The sequence below is a fragment of the Jatrophihabitans sp. GAS493 genome, assembly GCF_900230215.1.
Classification (GTDB): Bacteria; Actinomycetota; Actinomycetes; order Mycobacteriales; family Jatrophihabitantaceae; genus MT45.
This window is the reverse complement of record NZ_LT907982.1, coordinates 1,033,911-1,058,922: the sequence shown is the minus strand read 5'-3', so window position 1 is coordinate 1,058,922 and position 25,012 is coordinate 1,033,911. Positions and strand designations below refer to the sequence as shown.

The window sequence follows — 25,012 nt, the reverse complement described above, 5'->3', positions numbered from 1 at the left end:
CCTGATGATTCCGGCGGCCGAGCTCTCCGAGCGGTTCAGCCGCTCCTCCGGCCCGGGCGGCCAGTCGGTGAACACCACCGACAGCCGGGTCGAGCTGAGCTGGAGCATTGCGGAGTCGGTCGTGCTCAACGACCAGCAGCGCAGCCGGCTGCTGGAGCGCCTGCACTCACGCATCGTGGACGGGGTCATCACATTGGCCGCCTCAGAGCAGCGTTCGCAGCTGCAGAATCGGATGCTGGCCCGGGCCCGGCTGGCCGAACTGGTTGCCGACGCGCTCGCGCCGGTGGCTATCCGGCGCCCGACCCGTCCGTCCCGGGCGGCCCGGCAGCGCCGGTTGGACGGGAAGAGACAGCGCGGCGACATCAAAACGACCCGCCGGCGGCCACCGCCGGAGTAACCAACAGCTCCACCGACGTCGACTTGGGGAGCCAGATGCCCGGATTCCGGGCACTTGACTCCCCAAATCGCGGTTGAGGGAGAGTAAACCGGGTTAGTAGGTGAGGCCGATCTGGCGGCGAACCTCGTCCATCGTCTGCATGATCTGCAGTGATTCGCGCAGTGGCAGATCCGGACTCTCCAGCAACCCGGCGCGCAGGCAGCGCTGCACCTCCGCCGCCTCGAACTGCATACCCCGGCCCGGCGGGATCGCGTCCCACCGATCCAGCTCGGCCCCGTCGCGGCCGATGACCTTGAACGTCGAGGGTTGGTAGAAGATGCCTTCTATCTCCAGACGGGCCTGGGTGCCGGAGATGACCGCTGCGCACGGGGTGACGGCGTAGGAGGTAGTCGTAAGGATCGCCTGGGCCACGCCGGGGTATTCGAGGATCATCGAGGTCTGGGCATCGACTCCGCTGAAGGCCGGCGCGCTCACCGCCGTCACCCGGCTCGGCGCACCGAGAATCATCGACGCGAACGATATCGGGTAGATGCCGAGGTCCAGCAGCGCTCCGCCACCGAGTTCGTGCTTGAAGAGTCGGAAGTTGGGGTCGTGGCGGAACCACTGCCCATGGTCGGCGGTGACCGAGACGATCTCACCCAGCACCCCGGAGGCGACGATCTCCCGGACCCGGACGATGTGCGGAAGCCAGCGCGTCCACATCGCCTCCATGACGAAGACGTTCGCCGCGGCCGCCGCTTCGATGATGTCGTTGGTCTGCAGCGCGTCCATGGCGAACGGCTTCTCCAGCAGCACCGCCTTGCCGGCGGCGATCGCCTGCAGCGCGGCCTCGTGGTGGCCGGGGTGCGGCGTTGCGATGTAGACGACGTCCACCTCGGGGTCCTCGACCAGCGCTTGGTAGCTGCCGTGCCGGTGGGCAATGCCGAACTCATGGCCGAAGGCCTCGGCACCGGCCGCGCTGCGCGATCCAACCGCCACGACCCGGGCATCCGGAAGATGCCGAAGATCTCGGGTGAACATGCGGGCGATCCCGCCGGTGGCCAGGATTCCCCATCTGATCGGCGGCGGCCCCTCCGCCAACTGCGCAGCTTCGGCCAGAGTCTCGCTCTCCATCGCAGTCACGAATTGACCCTAATCCCCGCGGCGGCGGTACTCCATGGGAACAACCGGTGCATTCCCGTTCGTTGAACAGACATGTGCCGAAACATTCGCCCGTTGAACAATTTCGAGCCGCCCGCCACCTCGAGCGAGGTGCACAATGCCGCGCTGCAGTATGTGCGCAAGATAAGTGGCACCAGCAAGCCGTCGGCGGCCAATCAGGCGGCCTTCGACCGGGCCGTCCACGAGATCGCCCACATCACCCAGCACCTGCTCGACGACCTGGTCACCGCCGCCGCGCCCCGCGACCGGGCGGTCGAGGCCGCGAAGGCGCGAGCTCGCAGCGAGCTGCGCTTCGGCGCGCGAGCCTGACCAACTGGCAACGTCTGACTAGCTGGCGACGACGAGGTCCTGGTACTCCGGGTGCTTGCTGATGAAGGCCGCGATGAAGGGGCAGACCACGACCGCCCGCCGGCCGGAGGCACGTACCGCATCCAGGGCGCCACGAGCCAGCGCGCCCCCGACACCACGGCCGGAGACCTCGGACGAGACGCGGGTATGCGTGAAGACGACACGTTCGGGCCGCGTCTCATCAGCCGGCCGGAGTTGGTAAAACGCGCTGCCGACGTCCTCGCCGTCCAGGCTCACCCGGAAACAGGACTGGTCGGGATCATCGCGAACATCGATCATCAGCCAATCCTGTCAGACTGAGCGATGGCCACCGTTCGGCGGTCACCGGCACTTGGGAGTCATCCATGAGAATCGCGATCACCGGGGCAACCGGCCAGCTGGGCGGTCGAGTAGCCCGCCGACTGGCGGACGACGGTGTCGAGCTCCGGCTCGTCGTGCGAGACCCCACGCGTGCTCCGCAGCTTCCCGGAGCCGAGGTGGCCCAGGCCGAGTTCCGCGACACCGCCGCCGTGCAGCGGGCGCTGACCGGAGTCGAGGTGGTGCTCATGGTCTCGGCCGCGGAGTCGGTCGACCGGCGCGCGGAGCACTTCAGCTTTGTCGACGGGGCAGTGGCGGCCGGCGTCCGGCAACTCGTCTACACGTCCTTCTACGGCGCCGGTCCGGACTGCGCCTTCACCCTCGGCCGTGACCACTTCGCCACGGAGGAGCACATCCGAGCCAGTGGCGTCGCCTTCACATTCCTGCGGGATAACTTCTACGCCGACTTCATGACCCTTATGGCGGGGCCGGATCGAGTGATCCGGGGGCCGGCCGCCGACGGGCGGGTCAGCATCGTGGCCCGGGACGACATCGCCGAGGTGGCGGCCGCTGTGCTCCGGCGAGCAAACGACCACGCTGGCGCAACCCATAACCTCACCGGCCCGCAGTCGCTGAGCCTGGACGAGGTCGCAGCGACCCTCAGCGCCGAGCTCGGTCAGCCATTCCGCTATCAACCGGAGACGGTTGCCGAGGCCTACGAGTCACGCGCCGGCTACGGCGCACCGGGGTGGCAGGTCGACGCGTGGGTCTCCACCTACACCGCGATCGCCACCGGTGAGGTCTGCGATATCAGCGATGACATCCAGCAGATCACGGGTCGTCCAGCGACCTCGCTGGCCGAACTGCTCCGCCGCTAGACGGCCCGACAACCGGGATCAGCCGTGCTCTGCGGCGGCCAGCAACTCCTCGACCGTCCCGAATTTGACCCGCGGACGACCCACCTGCGCACCCCGCTCACGTTCGGCCCGGTCGATCGCCAGCAGCGTCTTGCGGTTGATCGCCGCCGGCTTCTGCCGATGCACCAGCCGGTCGAAGTGCCGCGCCGACTCCACCTCGCCCCGCAGCAGGTGAGCTTCGGCGTCGTCCAGCAGGGTGTCCACCGTCTCGGCGGCACACTCGCGGTTCGCCCCGATCCCGCCGCTCGGCCCGCGCTTGATCCAGCCGACCACATACGTTCCGGGCACCGGCGCGCCGGTCTGCGGATCGATGACCCGTCCGGCGTCATTGGGGATGGTTGCGGTCAGCGGGTCGAAGGGAAGTCCGTCGAGCGGACGCCCGCGGTAGCCGATGGCCCGCAGCACCAGGCCAGCCGGAATGGTGTCGTGCGCGGCCGTGATCGCCACGGCGGCCAGCTCCTCGGCGGCGGCAGTGTGGTGCTCCACGTTCCGGGTCACCTCCACCGCCTCGACCGACTTGCGTCCGACGATCTCAGTGGCTGAGGAGAGGAAACGCAGCACGATTCGTTTGGTTGCCGCCGGCGCCGTCCAGTCGACTTCGACCAAGGGCAGGTCAGCCAGCAGCGCGGCCTTCGACCCGGGGGCGGCGGCCGCGATGGCCGAGCGCACCATCGGGTGGTCCTCGACCACCAGCTCGACCCCCGGTAGGTGCTTCAGGGCCAGCAGCTCCGAGTCGGTGTAGGACGCCTCGTCCGGACCACGGCGACCAAGGAGGACGACCTCGCGGACCGAGCTACCGCGCAGGGCGGCGAGCGCGTGGTCGGCGATATCGGTGCGGGCCAGCGCGGCCGGATCGGAGACGAGGATCCGGGCGACGTCGATGGCGACGTTGCCGTTGCCGATCACTACGGCCCGCTCGCCGGAGAGGTCGACCTCGGTTTCGGCGGCATCCGGATGGGCGTTGTACCAGGCGACGAAGCTGGTCGCCGAGAGGCTACCGTCGAGCGATTCACCTGGAATTCCCAGGGTGTTGTCGGCCGAGGCACCGACGGCGTAGATGACCGCGTGATGGTGGTCAGTGAGGTCGAGCGGTGTGATGTCCTTGCCGATCTCGACGTTCATCAGCATGCGCAGCCGCGGGTGATGCAGCAGGGTGCTGAAGCTGTCACCGATCTTCTTGGTGTCTGGGTGATCGGGAGCCACTCCGAAGCGGATGAGCCCACCGGAGACCGGAAGTTTGTCGATCATGGTGACCTCGGCGCCGATGTCGCGGACCAGCAGGTCGGCGGTGTACCAGGCGGCCGGGCCGGTGCCGACGACGGCGACTCGCAGATTCGGGATGTCGCGGGGCAGACTACGTGGGAAATGCGGCACATCCGGCGCGTTCGTCACGGCCCGGCGCTGGTAGAAGTCGCGGTTCAGTTCGACGTAGACGGCCTTCGGACCGGTGAGCTGATCGGCCGGGAAGATGGCATCCACCGGGCAGGCGTCGGCGCAGGCCCCGCAGTCGATACAGGTCTGCGGATCGATGTAGAGCATCTCCGCCTTACCGAAGTCCGGCTCGGCCGGCGTCGGGTGGATGCAGTTGACCGGGCAGACCGCCACGCAGGTGGCGTCGCTGCAGCAGGTCTGGGTGATGGCATAGGCCACGGAGGTGATGTCCTTAGTTAGCAGGAAGAGTCGAAGAGACTCGATGCGAGCGCGGCGGCGCTCAGATCATGTCGACGCGCTTGTAGATCGCCATCGCCGTCTTGCTGAGCAGTCCCGACTCGGAGAGGAACTCCATCAGGTGGACGCAGCTGGAGCGCATCATCGCCTTGCGGTGCGGGTTGCTCTTCGCCTCGGCCAGCGCCCGCTTCGTGTCCAGACCCGCCGCGGCATAGACCCGCTTGTTCACCATGTTGCTCACGATGATGTTCGCCGCGACCGCGATGACGACGCCGCTGCGGTAGCGGCGTCCGGCGCCGACTCCGTCCATCCGCTCGCGAATCTCCTGGCGGGCGAACTTCATGTGCCGGGACTCCTCGACGACGTGGATTTTGCTGGTGGTGCGGACCAGCGGCAGCACGTTCTCGCCGCGCATCCAGTCCCGCTGCATGACGTCCAGGACCTCTTCGGCGACGAGGATGCCGGCGTAGGAGATCTCGCCGGTGGCGGTGCCGGCGAAGATCCGACCAGCCTCAACGCTGAGCCGGTTCGGGAAGTAGCCGTTGGCGTCCATCTTCTCGCAGGCCCGGGAGAACATGATGGAGTGGCGGCACTCATCGGCGATCTCGGTGAGCGCGAAGCGGAACTCCGCGGTGGAGTGCTCCTTGGCGTACTGGTCGCGCAGCACCATCTGCTGCAGGATCATCTCGAACCAGATACCGGTGCTCATGATGGAGCTGACCTCGTGGCGGGTGAGCGTGATGCGCTGCTCCTCGCTCATCTCGTCCCAGAGCGCGGTGCCGTAGAGCGTGCTCCACTCCGGGTTGAGCCCGTAGAGCGACGGATCGAGCGGCTCGTCCCAGTCGACCTCCGTCGCCGGGTCGTAGGAGAGCGTGGCGGCCGACGCGAGCAGCCGGCGGGCCACATCCTCGCCGTACTCCGGCGACACCCGACTCAGCGGAACGGGTGCGAGCGAGAGTGGGCTGACCAAGGTGGGCTCTGCGTCGAGGTGAATCGTCACGAAACGGCTCCTGTTGCGGGTCGGTGTGCGGTCTGAGGTGTGCGGTCTGACGTGTGGATCGGCAAGCTAGGTTGCGGGCTGTCATCGCCTCGTCACGGTGTACCCGTGACGCTGTGTCACAGCAATTCGTTCAGCATGATCGTCGAGGAGATGTCCGTCAACTGGTGTCGCAGTTAATTCCTCTCAAGGTGACTCATATCACGGTACCGTAACTTACACATACTTTCATCACTACTTTGGGCGCACACTGATTCCGATGCCAAATCGGTCCCTGCGCCGCACCCGAAGACAGCTGGTGGCACTCGCCGTTCACCTGCCCGCCATCGATTCGTCGCCGCCGAACGGTAAGTAACTAGCAACGCGGTGGGCGTCTGCAGTCCTGCCGGTGACGACAAGTGAGGGTGACCAGGATGGATCTCAAGGAGCAACTGGCGCGTCTGTCCGAGCAGTACGGCACGGATGGCTTCCGCGTCGAAGACACCGACGACGACGACCCGGTGCTCATCACGAATGCCGGCCAGATCGTCGATACGTGGCGCGAGAGTTACCCGTACGACCATCGGCTGAACCGAAACGACTATGAGCAGCAGAAGCGACTCCTGCAGATCGAGTTGCTCAAGCTGCAGAAATGGATCAAGGCGAGCGGGCGCCGGCATGTGCTGGTCTTCGAAGGGCGCGACGCGGCCGGCAAGGGCGGCACCATCAAGCGCTTCACCGAGCACCTGAACCCGCGCGGGGCCAAGGTGGTCGCCCTGGAGAAGCCGACCGACTACGAAGAGCGTCAGTGGTACTTCCAGCGCTACATCAACCACCTTCCGGCCCGCGGCGAACTCACCCTCTTCGACCGCTCCTGGTACACCCGGGCCGGGGTCGAGCACGTGATGGGTTTCTGCACTCCGGAGCAGCACGCGCGCTTCCTTCGGCAGGCGCCGGCCTTCGAGAACCTGCTGCTCGACGACGGCTTCTCGCTCATCAAGTTCTGGTTCTCCGTCTCTCCGTCCGAGCAGCGCACCCGCTTCCTGATCCGCCAGATCGATCCGGTCCGGCAGTGGAAGCTCTCTCCGATGGATCTGGCCTCATTGGACAAGTGGGAGGAGTACACCGCGGCCAAGAGCGTGATGTTCCGGGCCACCGACACCGATCGGTCGCCCTGGACGGTGGTGAAGAGCAACGACAAGAAGCGGGCCCGACTGGAGGCGATGCGCTACGTGCTCGCCCGTTTCGACTACGACAACAAGGACCTCGAGATCGTCGGCACGCCCGATCCGCTCATCGTCGGGCGAGCGGCCGAGCTCTACGAGACGGGCGAGGAGACCGCGGCCTGACGGGCTGGAATAGAGACCACCGCAGCCTCGTTGACTCTGTAGTTGAATGCTCAACTATCGAGTGGGAGAATCACGCCATGACCGAGACTGCACAGATGCCGGCGCTCTACCTGAGCCACGGCGCCCCACCGCTCGTTGACGACGCGCTCTGGACGTCCCAGCTGCGCGCCCTGGCGGGAGAGCTACCCACCCCGAAGGCCATCCTGGTCGTCTCGGCGCACTGGGAGTCGGCGCCACTGATGCTCGGCGCCACGACCACGATCCCGCTGGTCTACGACTTCGGCGGCTTTGACCGACGCTTCTACGACGTCACCTACGCCGCCCCCGGCGCACCGGAGTTGGCGGCGCAGGTCGAGAAGCTGGTGAGCGGCGACCAGGCGGTGGCGCGGCAGGAGGCCCGTGGCCTTGACCATGGTGCCTATGTGCCACTGACGGTGATGTATCCGGACGCGTCCGTCCCGGTGCTTCAGATGTCACTGCCGACGCTGGACCCGGCGAAGCTGCTGCGTCTGGGCGAGCGCCTGCGCCCACTACGTGAGGAGGGCGTGCTCATCATCGGCTCCGGCTTCGCCACCCACGGCCTGCCGTTCCTGCGCGACTTCCGGGCCGAGGCGGCGGCACCGGGATGGTCGAAGGATTTCGACGCCTGGCTGGCCGAGGTGCTGGCCGCCGGCGACCTCGATCAGCTGGCCGACTTCCAGCGGCGCGCCCCCGGGATGCCCTACGCCCATCCGACCACGGAGCACTTCGCGCCGATGTTCGTCACCCTGGGCGCGGCCACCTCCAGCGAGGCAGCTCCGGATCAGCTCATCGACGGCTACTGGATGGGGCTGGCCAAGCGGTCGTTTCAGGTCGCCTGACCGACCTCGACACCGGTCTCGCGGGCCTGCTCCGAGGCCCGCTCCGGGGCCACCGCGGCCGATACACCTGAGGCCCACCCGGGGATCGACCCGCAGGCCAATGCGGCCAGCGCCAGGAGCACCAGCACGATCCCGAGCGGCACCAGCGTGCTCCGTCCGCCGATGCCGGCCAGCGGGGCGAGCAGGCCGCCGAGGACGAACTGAACCGCCCCGTAGACCGCGGCCGCGGAGCCCGCGACGTCCGGGTGATCGGCCAGGGCCAGCGCCGTGACGTTGGGCGCCGCCGCGCCGTAGCCGGAGGTGATCAGGAAGAAGCCGGGGAGGACCAGCGGCAGGCCGACTCCGGTCAACGCCGCGATCAGGACCAGCGTGGCGCCGAGCAGGATCAGCCCGAGGCCGATGAGCATCACGCCACGGGGATTGGGCCACCGCAGCCGGCTGAAGATGATGATGCCGCTGGCGTTGATGCCGAAGATGAGGCTGAACATCTGCGGGGAGAGGCCGAAGTAGTCCTCCAGCACGAACGGCGAACCCGAGATATAGGCGAACATGGCCGCGAAGGCCAGACCGCCGGCCACCACGTGGAGCATGAAGCGCAGGTCCGAGATGAGCCGCAGGTAGTTGGCACCGGTGACCGCGAGACTCCCCGGCTGGCGACGCGGCGGCGGGAGGCTCTCCGGGATGAAGAGGGCGGCGGCGAGCATCAGCAGCGCACCGATCACCGCCAGCACCACGAAGACGCCCCGCCAGGACGTGACCCGTACCAGCTGGCCACCGATCACCGGGGCCAGGATCGGAGCCAGCCCGTTCACCACCATCAGCGCACTGAAGAGCCGCGCCAGCGCAACTCCCGACCGCAGGTCTCGGGCCACCGCCCGCGAGATCACGATCCCGGCCGAGCCGCCGAGGGCCTGCAGGAAGCGGAAGGCGACCAGCGACCAGAGGTCCGGGGCGGCGGCGCAGGCGAGGGAGAAGACGACGAAGACCAGGAGACCGACGAAGAGTGGCCGGCGCCGCCCGAACGTGTCCGAAAGTGGCCCGGCGACCAGTTGGCCGGCCCCGAGGCCGATCGTGCAGGCGGTGAGGGTCAGCGCGATCGAGGCGGCGCTGGCGTCGAGGTCGGCGCCGATCCGCGGCAGAGCCGGCAGATACATGTCGATCGAGAGCGGGCCGAAGGACGCGAGGCCGCCGAGTACCAGCAGCAGCTTGAGCCCGATATGCGCCTCTGACGGGCTCGGCGGATCTGCTGCGCTGCTCATCTCGTCGATCATTGCAGGTGCCCGTTATCGAGCGCTGGAATAGGCCGTCGGTGGGCTAGGTTTGTATTCCTATGAGCAAGCTTCTTTCCTTCCCGAACCCGGTCAACGAGAAGGCGGCTCGGGTGGTCGCCGGCGGGGTCGTCCTGATCGCCCTGCTGGCCCTGCTCACCGGATGGCTCTGGCTCAGCGCAGTGCTCTTCGCCGGCTTCGCGCTGCGGGTGGCCAGCGGGCCGCGGTTCAGCCCACTGGGGCAGCTCGCCACTCGGGTGATCGCTCCCCGGCTCGGTGAAGCGAAACTCGTCGCAGGCCCACCGAAGCGCTTCGCCCAGACCATCGGGCTGGTGGTCACCGGTGGTGCGACGCTGGCTTGGTTTGGGGCCGGTTCGGCGCTGGCCACCGAGATCCTGCTCGGGCTGATCGTCGTCGCCGCCACGCTGGAGTCCGTCTTCGCCATCTGCCTGGGCTGCCTGGCCTTCGGCTGGCTGATGCGCGTCGGGGTCATCCCGGAGGAGACCTGCGAGGCCTGCAACAACGTTGCCGCCCGCTACGGCACCGCCTGATCGCTTTTGGCACACCTGCAGGGATTATCCCGGCTGCTGTGCCAAAACCGGGGCGTTGGCAGCAGAATCGGCGCCATGAACGTGCGAGAGCTCGGACGCCTGACAGAGTCGATCCACGCCGTCGTCTACTTCGCCCCCGAAGCGCAGCAGGCCTACCTGGAACTCGGGCTGCGCGGGTACTGGCGCGGCTACTTCGCCAGCCGGGGCGCGGCGCTCGCGCTGCAGTCGTCGGCACCGTCGGCCGAACTGGTGACGCGGCTCTTCGGCGGCTTCGCCCCCACGATGGTCGCGCGGGCGGTCCCCGAGGTGTGGGGGATCGCTGCGCCGACGGACATCGTGGCGGCCCGACAGGAGGCAGCGACGGCCGCGCTACGCCGGCTGATCCCTCCGCGGATTTGGCCGGATGACCGGGGATTTCCGGTCACCATCCCAAGGCCAGAGGTCACGGGACGGCCGATGGCGGCGGCCCAGGCCGGCCTCGGACGCCCCGACGAGCCGCTGGCCGCGCTCTGGCACGACTGCACCGTGCTGCGGGAGCACCGCGGCGACGGGCACCTGCTGGCCCTGGTGGAGGCCGGCTTCACGTGGCCCCAGCCGCATGTGCTGCTGGCCGCCGCCGGCCAGCTCGATGCGAACCAGCGCGAGTACCGCGGCTGGAGCGAGCAGGAGTGGCGCACCGCTGCCTCCCAGCTGCGCGACTGCGGCCTGCTCGACCAGCAGGATCAGCCGACGCCGGCGGGGATCGCCCTCCTCGAGGAGATCGAGGCCCGAACGGACGAACTGGCCGCCGAGGCCTACGCCGCGTTCGACGCCGACGCCGTTGCGCAGCTGGCCGACTCACTCCGCCCGCTGGCCGAGGCGGCCGCGGGCGGGATTCCGTTCCCGAACGCGATGGGGCTGCGCTCCGCACCGCCAACGAGAGGCGGTTGATACCCCCAGGGGGTATAGTCGGCCTCGATACGGAGACGGTGAGGAGACGCCATGGCTGAGAAGTCGATCCAGAAGACGATCGAGCGGACGATCCGGAAGACGTACAGCGTCAGCGGCATGACCTGCGAGCACTGCGCGAAGGCGGTGCGGGCCGAGGTGAAGGTCGTCGATGGTGTCACCGCGGTCTCCGTCGATCTCCCGACCGGCCTCGTCCACGTCAGTGGCGTCGACTTCACCGACGCCGACATCGCCGCCGCCGTCGACGAGGCGGGCTACTCGGTCGCACCGTGACCGGCCGTTTGCCCACCACCTCCGCCGTCGAGCTGTCCGTCGGTGGGATGACCTGTTCCTCCTGCGCGGCCCGGGTGGAGAAGAAGCTCAATCGCCTGGACGGGGTCAGCGCGAGCGTCAACTACGCCACCGCCAAGGCCGCCGTCGACTTCGACGCGCAGCTCGTCAGTCCTGATCAGCTCATCGCCACGGTGGAGTCGGCCGGATACTCGGCCCAACTGCCGACAGCGCGGGACGACCGCGAGGAGGACGAGGACGCCGAGCAGTCCGCCCTGTTGCAGCGGCTGCTGATCAGCGCCGCGCTGGCCCTGCCCGTGTTACTGCTGGCGATGATTCCGGCGCTGCAGTTCGACTACTGGCAGTGGTTCTCGCTCGTCCTGGCCACGCCGGTGGTGCTCTGGGGCGGCTGGCCCTTCCACCGGGCCGCCTGGAGGAATCTTCGCCATCGGAGCACCACGATGGACACCCTGGTTTCGCTGGGAACTCTCGCCGCCTACGGGTGGTCGCTCTACGCGCTCACGCTCGGCGACGCCGGCGATCGGCTGATGCGGATGCACTTCGATCTCGGGGCCAGCGGCGGGGACGCCGGCGACCAGATCTACCTCGAGGTCGCCTCCGTGGTGATCGTCTTCCTGCTGACCGGGAAGTATCTGGAGGCCCGCGCCCGCGGCCGCTCGGGGGAGGCGCTGCGAGCACTGGCCAACCTCGGGGCCAGAGACGTAGCCGTGCTGCGCGATGGTCGACTCGACGGCCGGCAGGAGCGTATCCCGATCGCGCAACTGGCGGTCGACGATCTCTTCGTAGTGCGTCCGGGCGAGAAGGTCGCCACCGACGGTGTGGTGGTCGACGGCACCTCCGCGGTGGACCAGAGCCTGCTCACCGGCGAGAGCATCCCAGTCGAGGTCGGCGTCGGATCGCCGGTCGTCGGCGCCTGCGTAAACGTCGGCGGGCGCCTGGTGGTGCGAGCGACCCGGATCGGCTCCGACACTCAGTTGGCTCAGATCTCCCGTCTCGTCAGCGACGCGCAGAACGGCAAGGCCAAGGTGCAGCGGCTGGCCGACCGGGTGAGCTCGATCTTCGTACCGGTTGTGCTGGTCATCTCCCTGGCCACCCTCATCCTGAGCCTGCTGGTCGGGCTGGGCAGCGCGGCCGCCTTCACTGCCGCGGTCGCCGTGCTCATCATCGCCTGCCCGTGCGCTCTCGGCCTGGCCACACCGACCGCCCTACTGGTCGGCACCGGGCACGCGGCCCAGCTCGGATTGCTCATCAAGGGCCCGCAGGTGCTGGAGAGCACCCGTCGGGTGAACACGATCGTGCTCGACAAGACCGGCACCGTCACCACCGGCCGGATGACCCTGTTGGCGGCCGAAACGGGCGAAACGGCCGACGCGGGCGACGGGGTCTCCCGGCGGCAGGTGCTGGCGCTGGCCGGCGCCCTGGAGGCGAGCAGCGAACACCCCATCGCCCGGGCCATCAGCCAGGCGGCGGAGGAGGAGTTGGGGACGCTGCCCGCGGTCAGCGACTTCGCCAACGCGGCCGGCCTCGGAGTTCAGGGCGACGTTGACTTCGAAGGCCGACCCCGGCGGGTCTTCGTCGGCCGGCCGGCATATCTGGCTGAGCAGGGTCTGCGCTCGGATAGCCATCTCACGGCCGGCCAGCGGCGGGCTGAGGCGGCCGGCGGCACCGCGGTGCTGGTCGGCTGGGACGGGAAGGCGCAGGGGCTGCTCGTCGTCGGCGACTCGGTGAAACCAACCAGCCGGGAGGCGGTGCAGCAACTGCGCGCCCTCGGGCTTCGACCGCTGCTGCTCACCGGCGACAACCTGCAGGCGGCGCAGAGCGTCGCGGCCGATGTCGGCATCGACTCGGCCGACGTCATCGCCGGCGTCCTTCCCGCGCAGAAGGTGCAGACGATCAAGGATCTGCAGCAGGCCGGACTGGTCGTGGCGATGGTGGGCGACGGGGTCAACGACGCCGCCGCACTGGCCCAGGCCGACCTCGCGCTGGCGATGGGCGGCGGAACCGACGTGGCGATCGAGGCAAGTGACATCACGCTGATGCGGGGCGACCTACGCGGCGCGGCCGACGCGATCCGCCTCAGTCGCAGAACCCTTCGGATTATCAAGGGGAATCTCTTCTGGGCATTCGGCTACAACGTGGTGCTGATCCCGGTTGCCGCCTTCGGCCTGTTGAGCCCGCTGCTGGCCGGCGCGGCGATGGCCTTCTCCTCGGTCTTCGTCGTCACCAATTCGCTACGGCTGCGGCGCGGCTAGCCGCCGCCCGGCGGACCGGTGGCGCATCACCGGAATCCGGGTAAATGCGGGAAAACATTCAAGGATGAGGTCGTTTCGATCAGGCGACAGGTTTGTGTCGATCAGATGACCAATATTCAGTACGCCCGAGCAGCCATGCCGCTCACCGAGTCGCTGCGAAAGCGTGATTGAATTCGATCGCAGCTGACTATTGAGGAGCGCAGATCATGACCGTCCCGCCGAAGGAAGATCGCCCCGACCGCGAGGGTCACTGGGCCCAGCAGGCCGAGGCCCTGCTACCGACCCGTCGACTCCAGGAGGAGATCGAACGCGGCCTCGCATTCGGACTGGAGGCGGCTGACTCGATCACCGACCGCACCCTGCCAACCTTCGCCCGCGGCGAGATCCCGCATTTTGCGGGCGAAAGAGGCACATTCCTCAAGTGCCCGTATGTCGAAGACGTGCACGAGGTGGGCGATGCCGAGGTGGCCATCTTCGGTGCACCGCTGGATGCCGGGACGACCTACCGGCCGGGCACCCGCTTCGGCCCGCAGGGAATTCGACGGGCGACCAACCTCTTCGGCACCTACAACTTCGAACTGGGCGTCGACCTGCGCGAGCAGCTGAACATGGTCGACATCGGCGACATCTGCGCGATACCCGGCAACCTGGAGAAGTCCTTCGACCAGATCTCCAAGGGCATCGGCCATGTGGCGTCCCAGGGCGTCTTCCCGGTCGTGCTCGGCGGCGACCACTCGATCGGCTACCCGACGATCCGCGGACTCGCGCCCTACGTCGACGGAAACATCGGCATCATCCACTTCGACCGGCACGTCGACACCCAGGAGCTCGACCTGGACGAGCGGATGCACACCACTCCGTGGTTTCACGCGACCGACATCAAGAACGCACCGGCGACCAACCTGGTCCAGATCGGCATCGGCGGCTGGCAGGCACCACGCGCCGGCGTCAAGGTCGGGCGGGCCCGCGGCACCACCGTCATGACCGTCGGCGACGTGGAGCGCGTCGGCATCGAGAAGGTGGCCGAGGTGGCGCTGGAGCTGGCCTGGCAGGGGGCCAAGGCGGTCTACCTCTCCTTCGACATCGACGTGATCGACTCCGGCTTCGTGCCGGGCACCGGCTGGCCCGAGCCCGGCGGCCTGCTGCCGCGAGAGGCCCTCGGCCTGGTCCGGATGATCGCCGAGGGCGGCCTCTCGGGCATGGAGATCGTGGAATGCTCCCCGCCTTACGACTGGGCCGAGCAGACTTCGCTCATCAGTGCCCGGGTGGTGCTCGACACGCTGGCCAGCATGGTCAAGGTCGGCAAGCTCGGAAAGAAGCCGTCGACCCAGCGCAAGGACGCCTGGGGCCCGTACCCCGAAGGAAAGTAACTCAGCTCTGCTGTTGCGCGGCGGCGTCGCGGCGCTACTCCTCGATGTCGCCGCGCAGCAGGGCAATCAGGTCCTGCTGTGACTTGACCCCGACCTTGCGGAAGACCGATGAGAGCTGGTTGCGGACCGTGCTCTGACTGACGAAGAGGCGCTCGGCGATGGCCGGCACCCGGTCGCCCATCACCAGCCGCACGACCACCTCCAGTTCCCTGGGCGAGATCATGGTCAGCGATCGCGCGACCGCACTGCGCACCTGCTGCTCGTCACCGAGCTGCGGGGCGAGGCTCCCGGCTCGCGGCGGCACCTGCCCGAGCGGCACCGGAACCGTCGGCGCCGCCCCCAGCAGTCGGGAGAGCGGGCCGGTGCCGACGCCGCGCTGCTCGGTCACCTCGCTGCACATGACAATGCTGCCGGCGAACGCTCCCAAGTGGTCGTAGCGGGGAGCCATCGCCACCCGAAGCCAGCGGGTTCCCTCGCCTGGTACGGCGAACGGGCCCTCAAGCTGTTCGCGGGCTCCGGGGAGGCGGATCACGTTCTGTTCGCGCACCATCCGGCAGAGGGCGATGTCGTCCAGCTGCTCCAGCCGGCTCTGCAGGATTCGGTTCCGGCTGATTCCGAGGAATTCGGCCAACCGCTCGTTGGCGAAGATGGTGGTGCCGTAGGCGTCGACGATCCAGACGCCCTCCACGGACGTCTCCAGCACCGACAGCAGCGTCTGCTCCGCTGCCGCCAGTACGTCCTCGGTACGCCGCAGGTCACTGACGTTGCGCGCGTTCACCACCACTGAGGCGACCTCGGGATCGTCCAGCTTGCTGACGATGCTCTCTTCGATCCAGAGCCACTGGCCGTTGCTGTGCCGGACCCGGACCTGCGCGACGTGGCTCTGGCCGGGATCGGAGATGGCGGCGTTCCAGGCCCCCATCCAGGCGGCCAGATCGTCTTCGAAGATGAACTCCGGCGCCCGCAGGCCGATGACATCCCGCGGCAGGTAGCCGAAGATCGCGGTGAGTGACGCGCCGACGTACTCGATCTTCATCGTCTCGTCGCAGAAGAACCTCATCTCGGCGACGGCCTCCAAGCCGGAGGGGGCACCGGCGCGCTCCACCCCACCGCCGGTCGAGGCGGGCAACGGGCTGGAGGCGAAGATGATCTCGAGCGCGCCATCCGGTCCGGCGGCGACACTCGCCGTCGATTTGAAGTGAACGTGCTTGCCGTCCGCGAGCCGAACCGGGTGGCGGAAGACTCGAACGCCACCCTCGCCGATCTGGGCCAGGTGCGCCAGATCGTCCGGGGCGATATGCCAATCGATGAGCGAGGCGATGTTCTGGCCCAGGGCGCCTCGCCGAGGTAGCCCGTAGAGGCGCTGCGCGCCATCCGACCAGTAGGTCACCACTCCGCTGAATGTCGTGGCGACGACCGCCGTGAGGCCGTGATCGACCCGAGCTTCGGGCGCAGGCTCACGCCCGGCGGCGGTCCGTCTCTCGCCCGGAATTGCGTCGTTGGAACTCATTCAGGTGCATCCCCATCACCTTAAGATTCGTCGGGTTCCGCAGTACACAGCCGCTCATTTCGGGCCTGAGCTGAGCTACGGCGAGTCCGGAGCCTGACGATGAAAAATGCGTTGTTACACCTACATCCAACACTGAAGTGCGCGTACCCCTACGACCGGGGTAGGCGCCAAATTATACGAAGTGTCACTGACAATAGATAGTCTGCCCAGATACCTGAAATGCTGCCAAATCGACACCGGCTAATCCGATAAGCCAGCATCGGGTGAGCCGCTTCGAATTTCGCCGACCAGTTCCTCCAGGACGTCATCCAGAGCGACCACGCCGACCACCGTCCCGTCGGCCTGGCTGACCTGGGCCAGATGGGCGCCGCTTATCTTCATCCGGCTCAGTGCCGAACGCAGCGGCTCGTCGGCGCCGATCCTGATCAGCGGACGAAGCTGGGTCGCCGCGACCGGGGCGTCGCGGGTCGCCGCCTCGGTCGAGAGGACGTCCTTGAGGTGCAGGTAACCGGTGAGGTCTCCGGACGCGTCCCGCACTGGAAATCTGGAGAACCCGGTGGACGCGGCGACCGCCTCGATCTCTCGCGGAGTTGAGCCGACGGGCAGCGTCACCAGCCCGTCAAGCGGCATCAGCACGCTCAGCACTGGAAGGGTGTCGATACCCAGGGCGCCCGCCAGCAACTCATGCTCATCGTCATCGAGCAGCCCCTCGCGGTGCGACTCCTCGATCAGGTCGGCCACCTGATCGCGGGTGAAGGCGCTGGCGACCTCGGCCTGCGGCGCGACGCCGAATAGCCGCAGGGTCGCATTCGCCGCCGCGTTGAGGCCGGCGACGACGGGACGGAGCACCCGCACGAGAGCGACCAGCCCGGGCGCCAGCGCGGTCGCCGTGCGCTCGGGGCCGGCCAGGGCCAGGTTCTTCGGCACCATCTCGCCCAGCACCACGTGCAGCCCGACCACGATCAGCAGTGCCGCCGCGAAGGCCAGCGGGTGCTGCAGGTCATCGGGCAGTCCGAGCGCGTGCAGCGGAGCCTCGAGGAGGTGGGCCAGCGCCGGTTCGGCGATCGCCCCGAGGCCCAGTGAGCAGACGGTGATTCCGAGTTGAGCCCCGGCCATCATGACCGATACCTGCTCCATCGCCCGTAGGGTCGTGCGGGCCGAGCGCGAACCCTTGGCTGCCAGCGGTTCGATGGCCGAGCGGCGGACCGAGACCAGCGCGAACTCGGCCGCCACGAAGAGACCGTTGGCCACCAGCAGCAGCACGGCCAGCAGCAGACCCCAGCCGCTGCTCATGAGGCCTCCCCGGTCGGGCGGTGGCCGGCCGACTCGGCATCAGGGTCAGCTGGAGTCAGCAGCACCTGGTCGACGCGGCGACCGACCACCTGCAGCACACTCAGCCGGAACGCCTCTGCCGATGTGTCCGATGTGCCGGAGGAGTCCGACGAGCGGGCAGCGGCCACGTCCCCGGCCGGAAGATCGACCTCGTCACCGACGCCCGGAATCCGACCGAGTTCCTTGGCGATCAGCCCGGCGACCGTCTCGTACCCGCGCCCCTCCGGGATGCGCACGCCGGTGAGGTCGAAGATCTCGTCCGGGCGCAACTGCCCGGAGAGCACCCAGGCCCCGTCCGCCCGCTGCCAGGCCGGCGCGCTGAGCGGGTCATGCTCGTCGGTCACGTCGCCGACGAGTTCCTCGATGAGATCCTCAATCGTCACCAGCCCGTCGACGCCCCCGTACTCGTCGACCACCACCGCCATCTGCAGGCCCCCGGCCCGCATCGACTCGAGGAGCGGGTCCAGCGGAAGCGATGAGGGCACCTGCGGCACCGACACCATCACATCGCCGACCGGTACCCGGCCCCGCTCGGCGTCAGCGACCGCCACCGCGTGCTTGACGTGGACCAGGCCGACGATGTCGTCGGGACCATCACCGGTGACCGGGAAGCGCGAGTGCCCGGTACGGATCGTGAGGGCGATGACGTCGGCCACCGGCGCGCTGCGGGCGACGACCTGCATATCGACGCGGGGGGTCAGGACGTCACCGGCCCGCTTCTCACCGAAGCCCAGTGACCGCTGCAGCAGGTCGGCGGTGTCGGTGGCGAGCGTCCCCTGCGCGGCCGAGCGCTGCAGCAGCGAGAGGAGTTCCTCGGCCGAGCGCGCGGAGGCGAGCTCCTCCTGGGCCTCGATCCCGAACCAGCCCAGGATGAGGTTCGCGGTGCCGTCGAGGAGACGGATCGGCCAGGCGACGGCGCGCGTGAAGATTCGTTGCCAACGCTGCACCCGCCGAGCCACCGTCATCGGTTTGGCGATGGCCAGATTCTTCGGAACCAGCTCGCCGTAGATCATCGTCAGGGCGGTGGCGATCAGCAGCGCGACGGTGACGGCGATGGTGTCGGCTGCGCCGGAGGGGAGCCCGATCGAGGTCAGCGGCCCGTGCAGCAGGGAGGCGATCGCGGGCTCCGCCAGGAAGCCGATCGCCAGGTTGGTGACGGTTATCCCGAGCTGGGCGCCCGCGAGCTGGGTGGAGAGGTGGCGCAGCGCCGCGCGCAGCCCGGCCGCCTGCCGGTCGCCGGATTTGGCCGCCCGCTCGACGCTCGAGCGGTCGACGGTGATGAAGGCGAACTCGGCCGCCACGAAGAGACCGCAGGCCAGTATCAGCAGCGCACTGATGAGCAGCAGCAGGAGCTCGGACATTAGCGGCAGTCTAAGCGAGCATTGCCGCCACCCCGGGTTGGCCCGAAGCGACCCCCTCCTCGCTTATTGCCAAGTGTTTGCAATAAGCTGGAACGGAGAGCGACCAGCCAGCCATCGGGGGGTACTTGCGTTGTCCAGCACCAGATCAGCCCCAACTGCCCCAACTGCCCCGACCCGCCCGACCGGCGTGCGCGGCGTGAGCGGAGGCTCGGGGTCGCGGTTCACGCGGATCCGGTATGCGCTGACCCCTCGCGAATGGGGCCGCGTCGGCGGCATGGCCAGCTTCGTCATCTTCCTGCACGTGCTGGGGTGGGTCATCCTGGCTGCGGCCGTGGCTCCGCAGCATTTGAGCGTCGGCACCAAGGCGTTCGGGCTCGGCGTCGGTCTCACCGCCTACACCCTCGGTATGCGGCACGCCTTCGACGCCGACCACATCGCCGCGATCGACAACACCACCCGCAAGCTCATGGGTGACGGGCAGCGTCCGCTCTCGGTCGGGTTCTGGTTCTCCCTCGGCCACTCGTCGATCGTCTTCGGCCTGGCCGTCCTTCTCTCCCTCGGTGTGCGGCATCTGGTCGGGCCGGTGCAGGACGACAACTCCAACCTGCACCACTACACCGGGCTCATCGGCACCAGCGTCTCCGGCACCTTCCTCTACATCATCGCCGCCATCAACCTGGTGGTCCTCGTCGGAATCCTGCGCGTCTTCCGCAACATGCGCTCCGGGGATTTCGACGAGGCCGAACTCGAGGCCCAGCTCAACAACCGCGGCTTCATGAACCGGATCTTCGGTGGTCGGATGAAGTCGATCACCAAGCCGTGGCAGATGTACCCGGTGGGGATGCTCTTCGGGCTCGGCTTCGACACGGCCACCGAGGTGGCGCTTCTCGTGCTGGCCGGCGCCGGGGCGGCGACCGGGCTGCCCTGGTACGCGATCCTGGTGCTGCCCATTCTCTTCGCCGCCGGCATGAGCCTGCTGGACACCATTGACGGAACGTTCATGAACTTCGCCTACGACTGGGCCTTCTCCAAGCCGGTCCGGAAGGTCTTCTACAACCTGACGATCACCGGCCTGTCGATCGCGGTGGCCTTCGTCATCGGCACCGTCGAACTGCTCTCGGTGCTGTCGCAGCAACTGAACCTCAGCGGCCCGTTCTGGGACTGGATCTCCGGGCTCGATCTGAACACCGTCGGCTTCGTGATCGTCGGAGCCTTCGCCGTCACCTGGCTCGGCGCGGTCGCCATCTGGCGCTTCGGCAACATCGAGCAGAAGTGGAGCGCCGGCGTCCGCGAGCCGGAACTCGTCACCTCCGAATAGCAGCCGGATAGCTGCCGAATAGCCGCCGAATAGCCGCGGGGTCCATCCCGGGTGTCCCCGGCTAAGGTGCAGAGAAGGAGCCTGAGTCCAGCGGCGGAGGGAGCGCGGTGCTTGTCAGCCGGCTGCGTCACCGCGCCTGGTACTCCACCTTCCTCTTCGTTCTCTCGACCCTCACCGTCGCCGCCTTCGCCGTCGGCCCGTTCTACGAGCGAGCCGTAGAGCAGGCAGCCCTGCAGACGACCCTGGGTCAGGCCTCGCCGTCGGCTCGCGGCATCGCCGCCCACGCCGACACCGTTGACGACGCCCTCACCGCGATGCCGACGGGTGATGCCGCCCGGCTCTTCCGGGCGCCGGTGACCGGCGCCGACAACAACCACCTGCAGACGACCCTGCAGGGACAGAGTTACTCGGCGACCGTCTCCACGCGCAGCCAACTCTGCGCCCATCTCACCTTCCTCGCCGGACGCTGCCCGCGGGCGATCGGCGAGATCGTCGTCAGCTCCGCCAGCGCCAAGGCGCTGAAGCTGCAACTCGGGCAGGCGGTCCCGCTCAACGGAGTAGTCGACGGCGGCCCGTCCTATCCGCTCGGTTCGGCCACGATCGTCGGGCTCTACGCCCCGATCGATTCCGGCGATGACTACTGGTTCGGACGCACATACTCGTCGGCGACCGGCACCTACACGCAGTCGCAGGCCGGCGCGGTGGCCCGCTACGTCGACACCTTCTTCATCAGCCCCAGCTACGCCGCCAACCTGATGACCCAGGTAACGCAGTTCAACGCCGGGCGCCCCTCCGACGCGCCGATCCCCGACCCCTTCGATCGCTACGCGCAGGCTGCCCTGGTCGTCGACCACGTCGGCGTCGACGACATCCCACCGTTGCGCAGCGCCGCCGCCCACAGCGCAACAGTGGCGCAGACGGCGGCGGAGAACGGCCAGACGATCAACGTGGTCACCGACCTCCCGGCGCTGCTGGACACGGTGGAGCACGCCCGAAGCCAGTCCCGCTCGATCATCCCGGCCTTCGCCCTGCAGCTGGCGCTCGTCGTACTGGCCGTGATGACGCTGGTGGTGGCCGCCGAGGTGGAGCAGCGGCAGCCGGAGCTGGCCCTCGGACGCCTGCGCGGACGCGGTAGTCGTGCGGCGGCCGGCCCATTCCTGGCCGAGTCGGCGACGCTGGTCGGCGGATCCCTGCTGCCGGGCCTCGCGCTCTCCTGGCTCGTCACGCTGATGCTGGCCCGATCGCAGCTGCCCGCCGGCGTCGGCCTGGAACTGCGCTGGGCGCCGGTCCTCGCGGCCGTCGCCGGCGCCCTCATCGCTCTGGGCATCTTCGCGATGCTGGTGCTGCGCGCCGCCCGCCGCCCCGTCCTGGAGCTACTGCGCACCGTCGCGAGAGTGGTCGGGCGGCGTGGCGTAGGGGCGATCGAGGCGACGATCTTCGCCGCCGCGGTGGCCGGCGTGGTGGTGGCTCTCTCCGGTGATCGGCAGAATCTGCTGGTCTCGCTGGTGCCGGCGCTGCTGGCCGTCGCCGTCGGGCTGCTGGCGGCGCAGCTCGCGGCCCGCGCCTGTGACGGTATCGGTGGCCGGCTCGTCTGGTCGGGCCGCCTCGGCCCCGGCCTGGCCGTGCTTCAGGCCGCCCGGCGCAGCGGTTTCCGGCGGGTACTGCTGCTCGTCTGCATCACCACCGCGCTGGCCGTCGCCGCGGTGGACCAGTGGAGCGTGGCAGCCTACAACCGGGCGAAGGCCGCTGGGCTGGAGGTCGGCGCCCCGGTGGTGCTGACGACCTCGGCCACCACGCCGACGCAGCTGCAGGCCGCGGTGAAGTCGGCCGATCCGTCCCAGGGGTACGCCGTGCCGGTGGTGCTGCAGCAGCCGCAGAACGCCGTCTCGCCGATCATCGCCACCGAACCGGCGGCCTTCACCGCCGTCGCCTCCTGGCTGGAGAGCGCCGACCGCCCCTCACCGCAGGCGCTGGCCAAGCTCAGCCCACCGGCGGCCGCCGCGCCGATTCGCTTCGCCGGTGACCGCCTGCAGCTCACCGCGAGCTCCTCCTCACTCACCCGCGTGCCGGACGACACCTCGACGCCCGGCCCGGTGACGCTGCGGTTCGGGCTGCGCCGCTCCGACGGATCGTCGACCGCGGCCGACGTGGCGGTGCCCGAAGGGCAGCATTCCGGGCTGCTGCTCAGCATCCCGATCAGCGGCTGCGCGCCCGGGTGCCAGCTACGGGAGATCTCCCTCGAGCGCGCCGCGTCGGACAACGAACGGGTGCAGCTCGACCTGCGGATCAGCCAGCTCTACGTGGCCGGCGGCAGCGTCCTCACGCCGGTCTCGCTGGGCACCCCGGGCGACTGGGGAGTGGTGCCGCCGGCCGACGGTTCGGCGCCTCCGGGTCCCGACGAGTACCTGCGTTTCGACAGCGACCCCGGCGGTCCGGGTCTCGCCTTGCTAGCGGTCAACGAGGGGAGCGAGGCGGCGCTGCGGCACCGGGACCTACCCGCCGTGATTCCGGCGATCAGCGGTGGTCCCCTTCCGCCGAGCGCCGCCACCACCGGCATCGACGGCCTGCCCCAGACGTTCGGTGTGGTCGCTCAAGCGCCCTACCTGCCGCGACTGGGCACCACGGGGACGCCGCTGCTCACCGATCTGAGCCTGGCGATAGCGGCCAGCGGCACCACGACGACCGGGGACACCTTTCAGATCTGGCTGAGCCAGGACGACCCGGCCCGGGAGCGGCCACTCTTCTCGGCGCTCGCCGCTCACGGCATCACCATCGACGAGCGGCAGACAGCGTCCCAGGCTCGCCGACTGCTGGCGCAGACCCCTCCAGCCTGGGCCGTCACCTTCGCGCTGCTGGCCGCCGTGGTGGCGATGCTGGTGGCGATACTGATGATCATCGCCGTCGCCCTGACCTCGCGGCGCGTGCGTCGAAGTGATCTCGCCGCGATGCGCCTGGTCGGGGTCCCGGGTGGCACGCTACGTCGAGCCGCGGTTGGTGAACAGCTCCTCGGGGTGCTGCTGGGCGTCCTCACCGGTGTCGTGGTCGGCGTCGTCGGCGCGGCACTGGTGCTGCCGTCGCTACCGATCTTCTCCACCCCGCCGCTGGTGCCCGTCTCGCTGCTCGGTACCGCCTGGACGGCGGTCGCCGTCACCGCCGTGGTCACGACCCTCCTCTTCGGGGCGATCGGCTGGCTCGTCGCACTACGGCTCACGACGGGTTCGGATGTCGCCGAGATACACCGGGGTGCGCAGTGACGACCGGATCGGGTGGCCTCTCGGTCTCCGCGCACGGGCTGGTGCACATCTACCGGGTCGAAGGCAACGATGTGGTGGCCCTGACCTCGGTCGACCTCGAGATCGCCCCGGGGCAGATGGTCGGCCTCCTCGGCCCCTCCGGCTCGGGGAAGTCGACGCTGCTCACCCTGCTGGCCGGCCTGCAGCGCCCGAGCGCGGGGCGGCTGCGGGTCGGCGCCCACGACCTGGCGGCGGTCGAGCCCGACGACCTGGACGGGATGCGAGCGACCGAGGTCGGTATCGTGCTGCAGGGGGCGGCGCGCAACCTGCTGCCCTACGCGACACCGCGGCGCAACGTCGCCTACGCCCAGCGGGCCGCACGGCGCCGGGGACGCCGTGACCTGCCGGCGGCCGGCGAGGTGCTGGCGCTGCTCGGTCTGGCGGATGAGCTCGACCATCCGTTGGCGACGCTCACTCCGGGACAGTTGCAGAGGGTCGCGGTGGCCACCGGGATGGCCGCCCTCCCCGGACTGCTGCTGGCCGACGAGCCGACCAGCCAGCTCGATCATCGTCACCGCGACGAGGTGCTGGACGCGATCACCGACGTCAATGCGCAGCTGGGGACAACCGTGATCACGGTGACCCACGACCCCGACGTGGCGGCCCGGATGCCCCGCACGATCACCATCCGCGACGGCCGCATCGGCGCCGAGGGGCGTGGGGGTGAGGAGTTCGTGGTCGTCGGCCGCGACGGTTCCGTGCAACTTCCGCCCGAAATTCGTGCCCGATTCGCCTCCGGCGATCTGCTGCGGGTCGAGATCACCGAGGAGGGTGTCATCCAACTGCGTCCGCGCGAATCCGACTCCGAGGGGGAAACGCCATGACGCCCCGCCATGCCCGGGCCGGAGATGACGCCTCAACCGACGAACAGCACCTGCTGCAGGTGAGCGAGGTGAGCGTGACCTACGGTCAGACGGTGGCCGTCGCTGCGGTCTCGCTGCAGGTCGGGCCGGGCGAGTTGATAGCACTGACCGGACGATCCGGCGCCGGGAAGAGCTCACTGCTGAACTCGCTCGCCGGGGTGATCCACCCGGCCTCCGGTCAGATCTCGATCAACGGCCAGCCGCTGCGCAGCGCGGAACAGGCCAATGAACTGCGGGTGGTTCTCATTCCACAGGGGAATGCCCTGGTGCGGGTCCTCACCGCACTTGAGAATGTGGCGCTGCCGCTACTCGGCGGCGCCGGCACCCGCGCGGACGCCCGGGACCGGGCCCAGCAGGCGTTGGCCCTCCTCGGTCTGGAGGACGCGTCGGGGCAGTTGGTCGAGGAGCTCTCCGGCGGTCAGCAGCAGCGGGCCGCAGTAGCCCGCGGGCTGGTCGTCGAGGGTGCGCTGCTGCTGGCCGACGAACCCACCAGCGAACTCGACGCCGCCAATCGAACTCGGGTGATGGCGCTGCTGCGGCTGCAGGCCGAGCGTGGGGCCGGGGTGCTGGTGGCCACCCACGATCCGGACGCGGCCGCGGTCTGCGACGCCGAGTTGCGCCTCGACGAGGGGGCCGTCACCATCGTGCGTGACGACCGTCCCGGGGGTTGAAGCGGTGCGGA

The 25,012-nt window shown here is 68.9% G+C and carries 22 protein-coding genes; 14 read left to right on the top strand and 8 right to left on the bottom strand.

Translation table 11 applies throughout. From position 1 onward, the window contains the following. The first annotated feature begins 4 nt into the window (after positions 1-4). A complete protein-coding gene (gene arfB / locus CPH63_RS04860; protein ID WP_096301814.1) occupies positions 5-397 on the top strand; it encodes an alternative ribosome rescue aminoacyl-tRNA hydrolase ArfB in 393 nt (130 codons plus the stop codon). Positions 398-490: 93 nt separating this feature from the next. Here the strand turns inward: arfB and CPH63_RS04855 are convergent, their stop codons facing one another. Beyond that, the gene (locus CPH63_RS04855) at positions 491-1,510 is read right to left on the bottom strand and encodes a Gfo/Idh/MocA family protein (protein WP_096301813.1); all 1,020 of its coding nucleotides are present in this window, start codon (positions 1,508-1,510) and stop codon (positions 491-493) included. Between the two features lie 81 nt (positions 1,511-1,591). On the opposite strand from CPH63_RS04855, the gene CPH63_RS04850 reads away from it, so the two are divergent. Beyond that, positions 1,592-1,867 carry a DUF2277 domain-containing protein gene (locus CPH63_RS04850; RefSeq protein ID WP_096301812.1) on the top strand — a complete coding sequence of 92 codons (276 nt, stop codon included), beginning with the start codon at positions 1,592-1,594 and terminating at the stop codon, positions 1,865-1,867. 18 nt (positions 1,868-1,885) lie between these two features. Here CPH63_RS04850 and CPH63_RS04845 read toward each other — a convergent pair whose 3' ends face one another. Next, a complete protein-coding gene (locus CPH63_RS04845; RefSeq protein WP_096301811.1) occupies positions 1,886-2,185 on the bottom strand; it encodes a GNAT family N-acetyltransferase in 300 nt (99 codons plus the stop codon). Positions 2,186-2,250: 65 nt separating this feature from the next. On the opposite strand from CPH63_RS04845, the gene CPH63_RS04840 reads away from it, so the two are divergent. Then, positions 2,251-3,081 carry an SDR family oxidoreductase gene (locus CPH63_RS04840; RefSeq protein WP_096301810.1) on the top strand — a complete coding sequence of 277 codons (831 nt, stop codon included), beginning with the start codon at positions 2,251-2,253 and terminating at the stop codon, positions 3,079-3,081. An 18-nt stretch (positions 3,082-3,099) separates the two neighbouring features. Here the strand turns inward: CPH63_RS04840 and CPH63_RS04835 are convergent, their stop codons facing one another. Next, positions 3,100-4,770 carry an FAD-dependent oxidoreductase gene (locus CPH63_RS04835; protein ID WP_096301809.1) on the bottom strand — a complete coding sequence of 557 codons (1,671 nt, stop codon included), beginning with the start codon at positions 4,768-4,770 and terminating at the stop codon, positions 3,100-3,102. Positions 4,771-4,831: 61 nt separating this feature from the next. After that, positions 4,832-5,725: a diiron oxygenase gene (locus CPH63_RS04830; RefSeq protein WP_096304956.1), complete on the bottom strand. Its 894-nt coding sequence runs from the start codon at positions 5,723-5,725 to the stop codon at positions 4,832-4,834. A gap of 473 nt (positions 5,726-6,198) precedes the next feature. Between CPH63_RS04830 and ppk2 the strand changes: the two genes are divergently transcribed. Both ppk2 and CPH63_RS04820 read left to right on the top strand, forming a co-directional pair. Next, on the top strand, positions 6,199-7,113 hold the full coding sequence (ppk2, locus tag CPH63_RS04825; protein ID WP_096301808.1) for a polyphosphate kinase 2: 915 nt from the start codon (positions 6,199-6,201) through the stop codon (positions 7,111-7,113). A gap of 95 nt (positions 7,114-7,208) precedes the next feature. After that, positions 7,209-7,973: a class III extradiol ring-cleavage dioxygenase gene (locus CPH63_RS04820; RefSeq protein ID WP_096304955.1), complete on the top strand. Its 765-nt coding sequence runs from the start codon at positions 7,209-7,211 to the stop codon at positions 7,971-7,973. Here CPH63_RS04820 and CPH63_RS04815 read toward each other — a convergent pair. Further along, positions 7,961-9,232 carry a multidrug effflux MFS transporter gene (locus CPH63_RS04815; protein WP_096304954.1) on the bottom strand — a complete coding sequence of 424 codons (1,272 nt, stop codon included), beginning with the start codon at positions 9,230-9,232 and terminating at the stop codon, positions 7,961-7,963. The genes CPH63_RS04820 and CPH63_RS04815 overlap by 13 nt on opposite strands. Before the next feature lie 71 nt (positions 9,233-9,303). On the opposite strand from CPH63_RS04815, the gene CPH63_RS04810 reads away from it, so the two are divergent. The 5 genes from CPH63_RS04810 to CPH63_RS04790 all read left to right on the top strand — a co-directional run bounded on the left by CPH63_RS04810 (position 9,304) and on the right by CPH63_RS04790 (position 14,653). After that, the gene (locus CPH63_RS04810) at positions 9,304-9,792 is read left to right on the top strand and encodes a DUF4395 domain-containing protein (protein WP_096301807.1); all 489 of its coding nucleotides are present in this window, start codon (positions 9,304-9,306) and stop codon (positions 9,790-9,792) included. Between the two features lie 75 nt (positions 9,793-9,867). Beyond that, the gene (locus CPH63_RS04805; protein WP_096301806.1) at positions 9,868-10,722 is read left to right on the top strand and encodes a hypothetical protein; all 855 of its coding nucleotides are present in this window, start codon (positions 9,868-9,870) and stop codon (positions 10,720-10,722) included. Positions 10,723-10,773: 51 nt separating this feature from the next. After that, entirely contained in the window at positions 10,774-11,013 is a 240-nt protein-coding gene (locus tag CPH63_RS04800; protein ID WP_096301805.1) for a heavy-metal-associated domain-containing protein, read from the top strand. Next, positions 11,010-13,283, top strand: a complete 2,274-nt coding sequence (locus tag CPH63_RS04795; protein ID WP_241895813.1) for a cation-translocating P-type ATPase — start codon at positions 11,010-11,012, stop codon at positions 13,281-13,283. The genes CPH63_RS04800 and CPH63_RS04795 overlap by 4 nt, the downstream gene beginning before the upstream one ends. A gap of 206 nt (positions 13,284-13,489) precedes the next feature. Further along, positions 13,490-14,653 carry an agmatinase family protein gene (locus CPH63_RS04790; RefSeq protein ID WP_096301804.1) on the top strand — a complete coding sequence of 388 codons (1,164 nt, stop codon included), beginning with the start codon at positions 13,490-13,492 and terminating at the stop codon, positions 14,651-14,653. A 34-nt stretch (positions 14,654-14,687) separates the two neighbouring features. On the opposite strand, the gene CPH63_RS04785 is transcribed toward CPH63_RS04790, so the two are convergent. The 3 genes from CPH63_RS04785 to CPH63_RS04775 form a co-directional block, all read right to left on the bottom strand. Further along, a complete protein-coding gene (locus CPH63_RS04785; protein ID WP_096301803.1) occupies positions 14,688-16,163 on the bottom strand; it encodes a PAS domain S-box protein in 1,476 nt (491 codons plus the stop codon). 240 nt (positions 16,164-16,403) lie between these two features. Beyond that, entirely contained in the window at positions 16,404-17,456 is a 1,053-nt protein-coding gene (locus CPH63_RS04780; RefSeq protein WP_096301802.1) for a hemolysin family protein, read from the bottom strand. Next, a complete protein-coding gene (locus CPH63_RS04775; RefSeq protein WP_096301801.1) occupies positions 17,453-18,856 on the bottom strand; it encodes a hemolysin family protein in 1,404 nt (467 codons plus the stop codon). Before CPH63_RS04775 ends, CPH63_RS04780 begins: the two co-directional genes overlap by 4 nt. 187 nt (positions 18,857-19,043) lie before the next feature. Between CPH63_RS04775 and CPH63_RS04770 the strand changes: the two genes are divergently transcribed. The 4 genes from CPH63_RS04770 to CPH63_RS04755 all read left to right on the top strand — a co-directional run bounded on the left by CPH63_RS04770 (position 19,044) and on the right by CPH63_RS04755 (position 25,001). Further along, positions 19,044-20,174 (top strand): HoxN/HupN/NixA family nickel/cobalt transporter, encoded by a 1,131-nt coding sequence (locus CPH63_RS04770; protein ID WP_371364856.1) that lies wholly within the window; start codon positions 19,044-19,046, stop codon positions 20,172-20,174. A gap of 107 nt (positions 20,175-20,281) precedes the next feature. Further along, positions 20,282-23,428: an FtsX-like permease family protein gene (locus tag CPH63_RS04765; RefSeq protein WP_096301799.1), complete on the top strand. Its 3,147-nt coding sequence runs from the start codon at positions 20,282-20,284 to the stop codon at positions 23,426-23,428. Beyond that, positions 23,425-24,291, top strand: coding sequence for an ATP-binding cassette domain-containing protein (locus CPH63_RS04760; protein WP_096301798.1), 867 nt, complete (start codon positions 23,425-23,427; stop codon positions 24,289-24,291). Before CPH63_RS04765 ends, CPH63_RS04760 begins: the two co-directional genes overlap by 4 nt. Beyond that, on the top strand, positions 24,288-25,001 hold the full coding sequence (locus CPH63_RS04755; protein ID WP_096301797.1) for an ABC transporter ATP-binding protein: 714 nt from the start codon (positions 24,288-24,290) through the stop codon (positions 24,999-25,001). The genes CPH63_RS04760 and CPH63_RS04755 overlap by 4 nt, the downstream gene beginning before the upstream one ends. The last annotated feature ends 11 nt before the right edge of the window (positions 25,002-25,012 follow it).

Excerpts from the sequence above, each read along its gene's own strand:
- CPH63_RS04775 (WP_096301801.1), bottom strand. The coding sequence starts at position 18,856 with ATGTCCGAGCTCCTGCTGCTGCTCATCAGTGCGCTGCTGATACTGGCC.
- CPH63_RS04850 (WP_096301812.1), top strand. The coding sequence starts at position 1,592 with ATGTGCCGAAACATTCGCCCGTTGAACAATTTCGAGCCGCCCGCCACC.
- CPH63_RS04785 (WP_096301803.1), bottom strand. The coding sequence starts at position 16,163 with ATGAGTTCCAACGACGCAATTCCGGGCGAGAGACGGACCGCCGCCGGG.
- CPH63_RS04780 (WP_096301802.1), bottom strand. The coding sequence starts at position 17,456 with ATGAGCAGCGGCTGGGGTCTGCTGCTGGCCGTGCTGCTGCTGGTGGCC.
- CPH63_RS04815 (WP_096304954.1), bottom strand. The coding sequence starts at position 9,232 with ATGAGCAGCGCAGCAGATCCGCCGAGCCCGTCAGAGGCGCATATCGGG.
- CPH63_RS04755 (WP_096301797.1), top strand. The coding sequence starts at position 24,288 with ATGACGCCCCGCCATGCCCGGGCCGGAGATGACGCCTCAACCGACGAA.
- CPH63_RS04820 (WP_096304955.1), top strand. The coding sequence starts at position 7,209 with ATGCCGGCGCTCTACCTGAGCCACGGCGCCCCACCGCTCGTTGACGAC.
- CPH63_RS04810 (WP_096301807.1), top strand. The coding sequence starts at position 9,304 with ATGAGCAAGCTTCTTTCCTTCCCGAACCCGGTCAACGAGAAGGCGGCT.
- CPH63_RS04805 (WP_096301806.1), top strand. The coding sequence starts at position 9,868 with ATGAACGTGCGAGAGCTCGGACGCCTGACAGAGTCGATCCACGCCGTC.
- arfB (WP_096301814.1), top strand. The coding sequence starts at position 5 with ATGATTCCGGCGGCCGAGCTCTCCGAGCGGTTCAGCCGCTCCTCCGGC.
- CPH63_RS04790 (WP_096301804.1), top strand. The coding sequence starts at position 13,490 with ATGACCGTCCCGCCGAAGGAAGATCGCCCCGACCGCGAGGGTCACTGG.
- ppk2 (WP_096301808.1), top strand. The coding sequence starts at position 6,199 with ATGGATCTCAAGGAGCAACTGGCGCGTCTGTCCGAGCAGTACGGCACG.
- CPH63_RS04855 (WP_096301813.1), bottom strand. The coding sequence starts at position 1,510 with ATGGAGAGCGAGACTCTGGCCGAAGCTGCGCAGTTGGCGGAGGGGCCG.
- CPH63_RS04800 (WP_096301805.1), top strand. The coding sequence starts at position 10,774 with ATGGCTGAGAAGTCGATCCAGAAGACGATCGAGCGGACGATCCGGAAG.
- CPH63_RS04840 (WP_096301810.1), top strand. The coding sequence starts at position 2,251 with ATGAGAATCGCGATCACCGGGGCAACCGGCCAGCTGGGCGGTCGAGTA.
- CPH63_RS04845 (WP_096301811.1), bottom strand. The coding sequence starts at position 2,185 with ATGATCGATGTTCGCGATGATCCCGACCAGTCCTGTTTCCGGGTGAGC.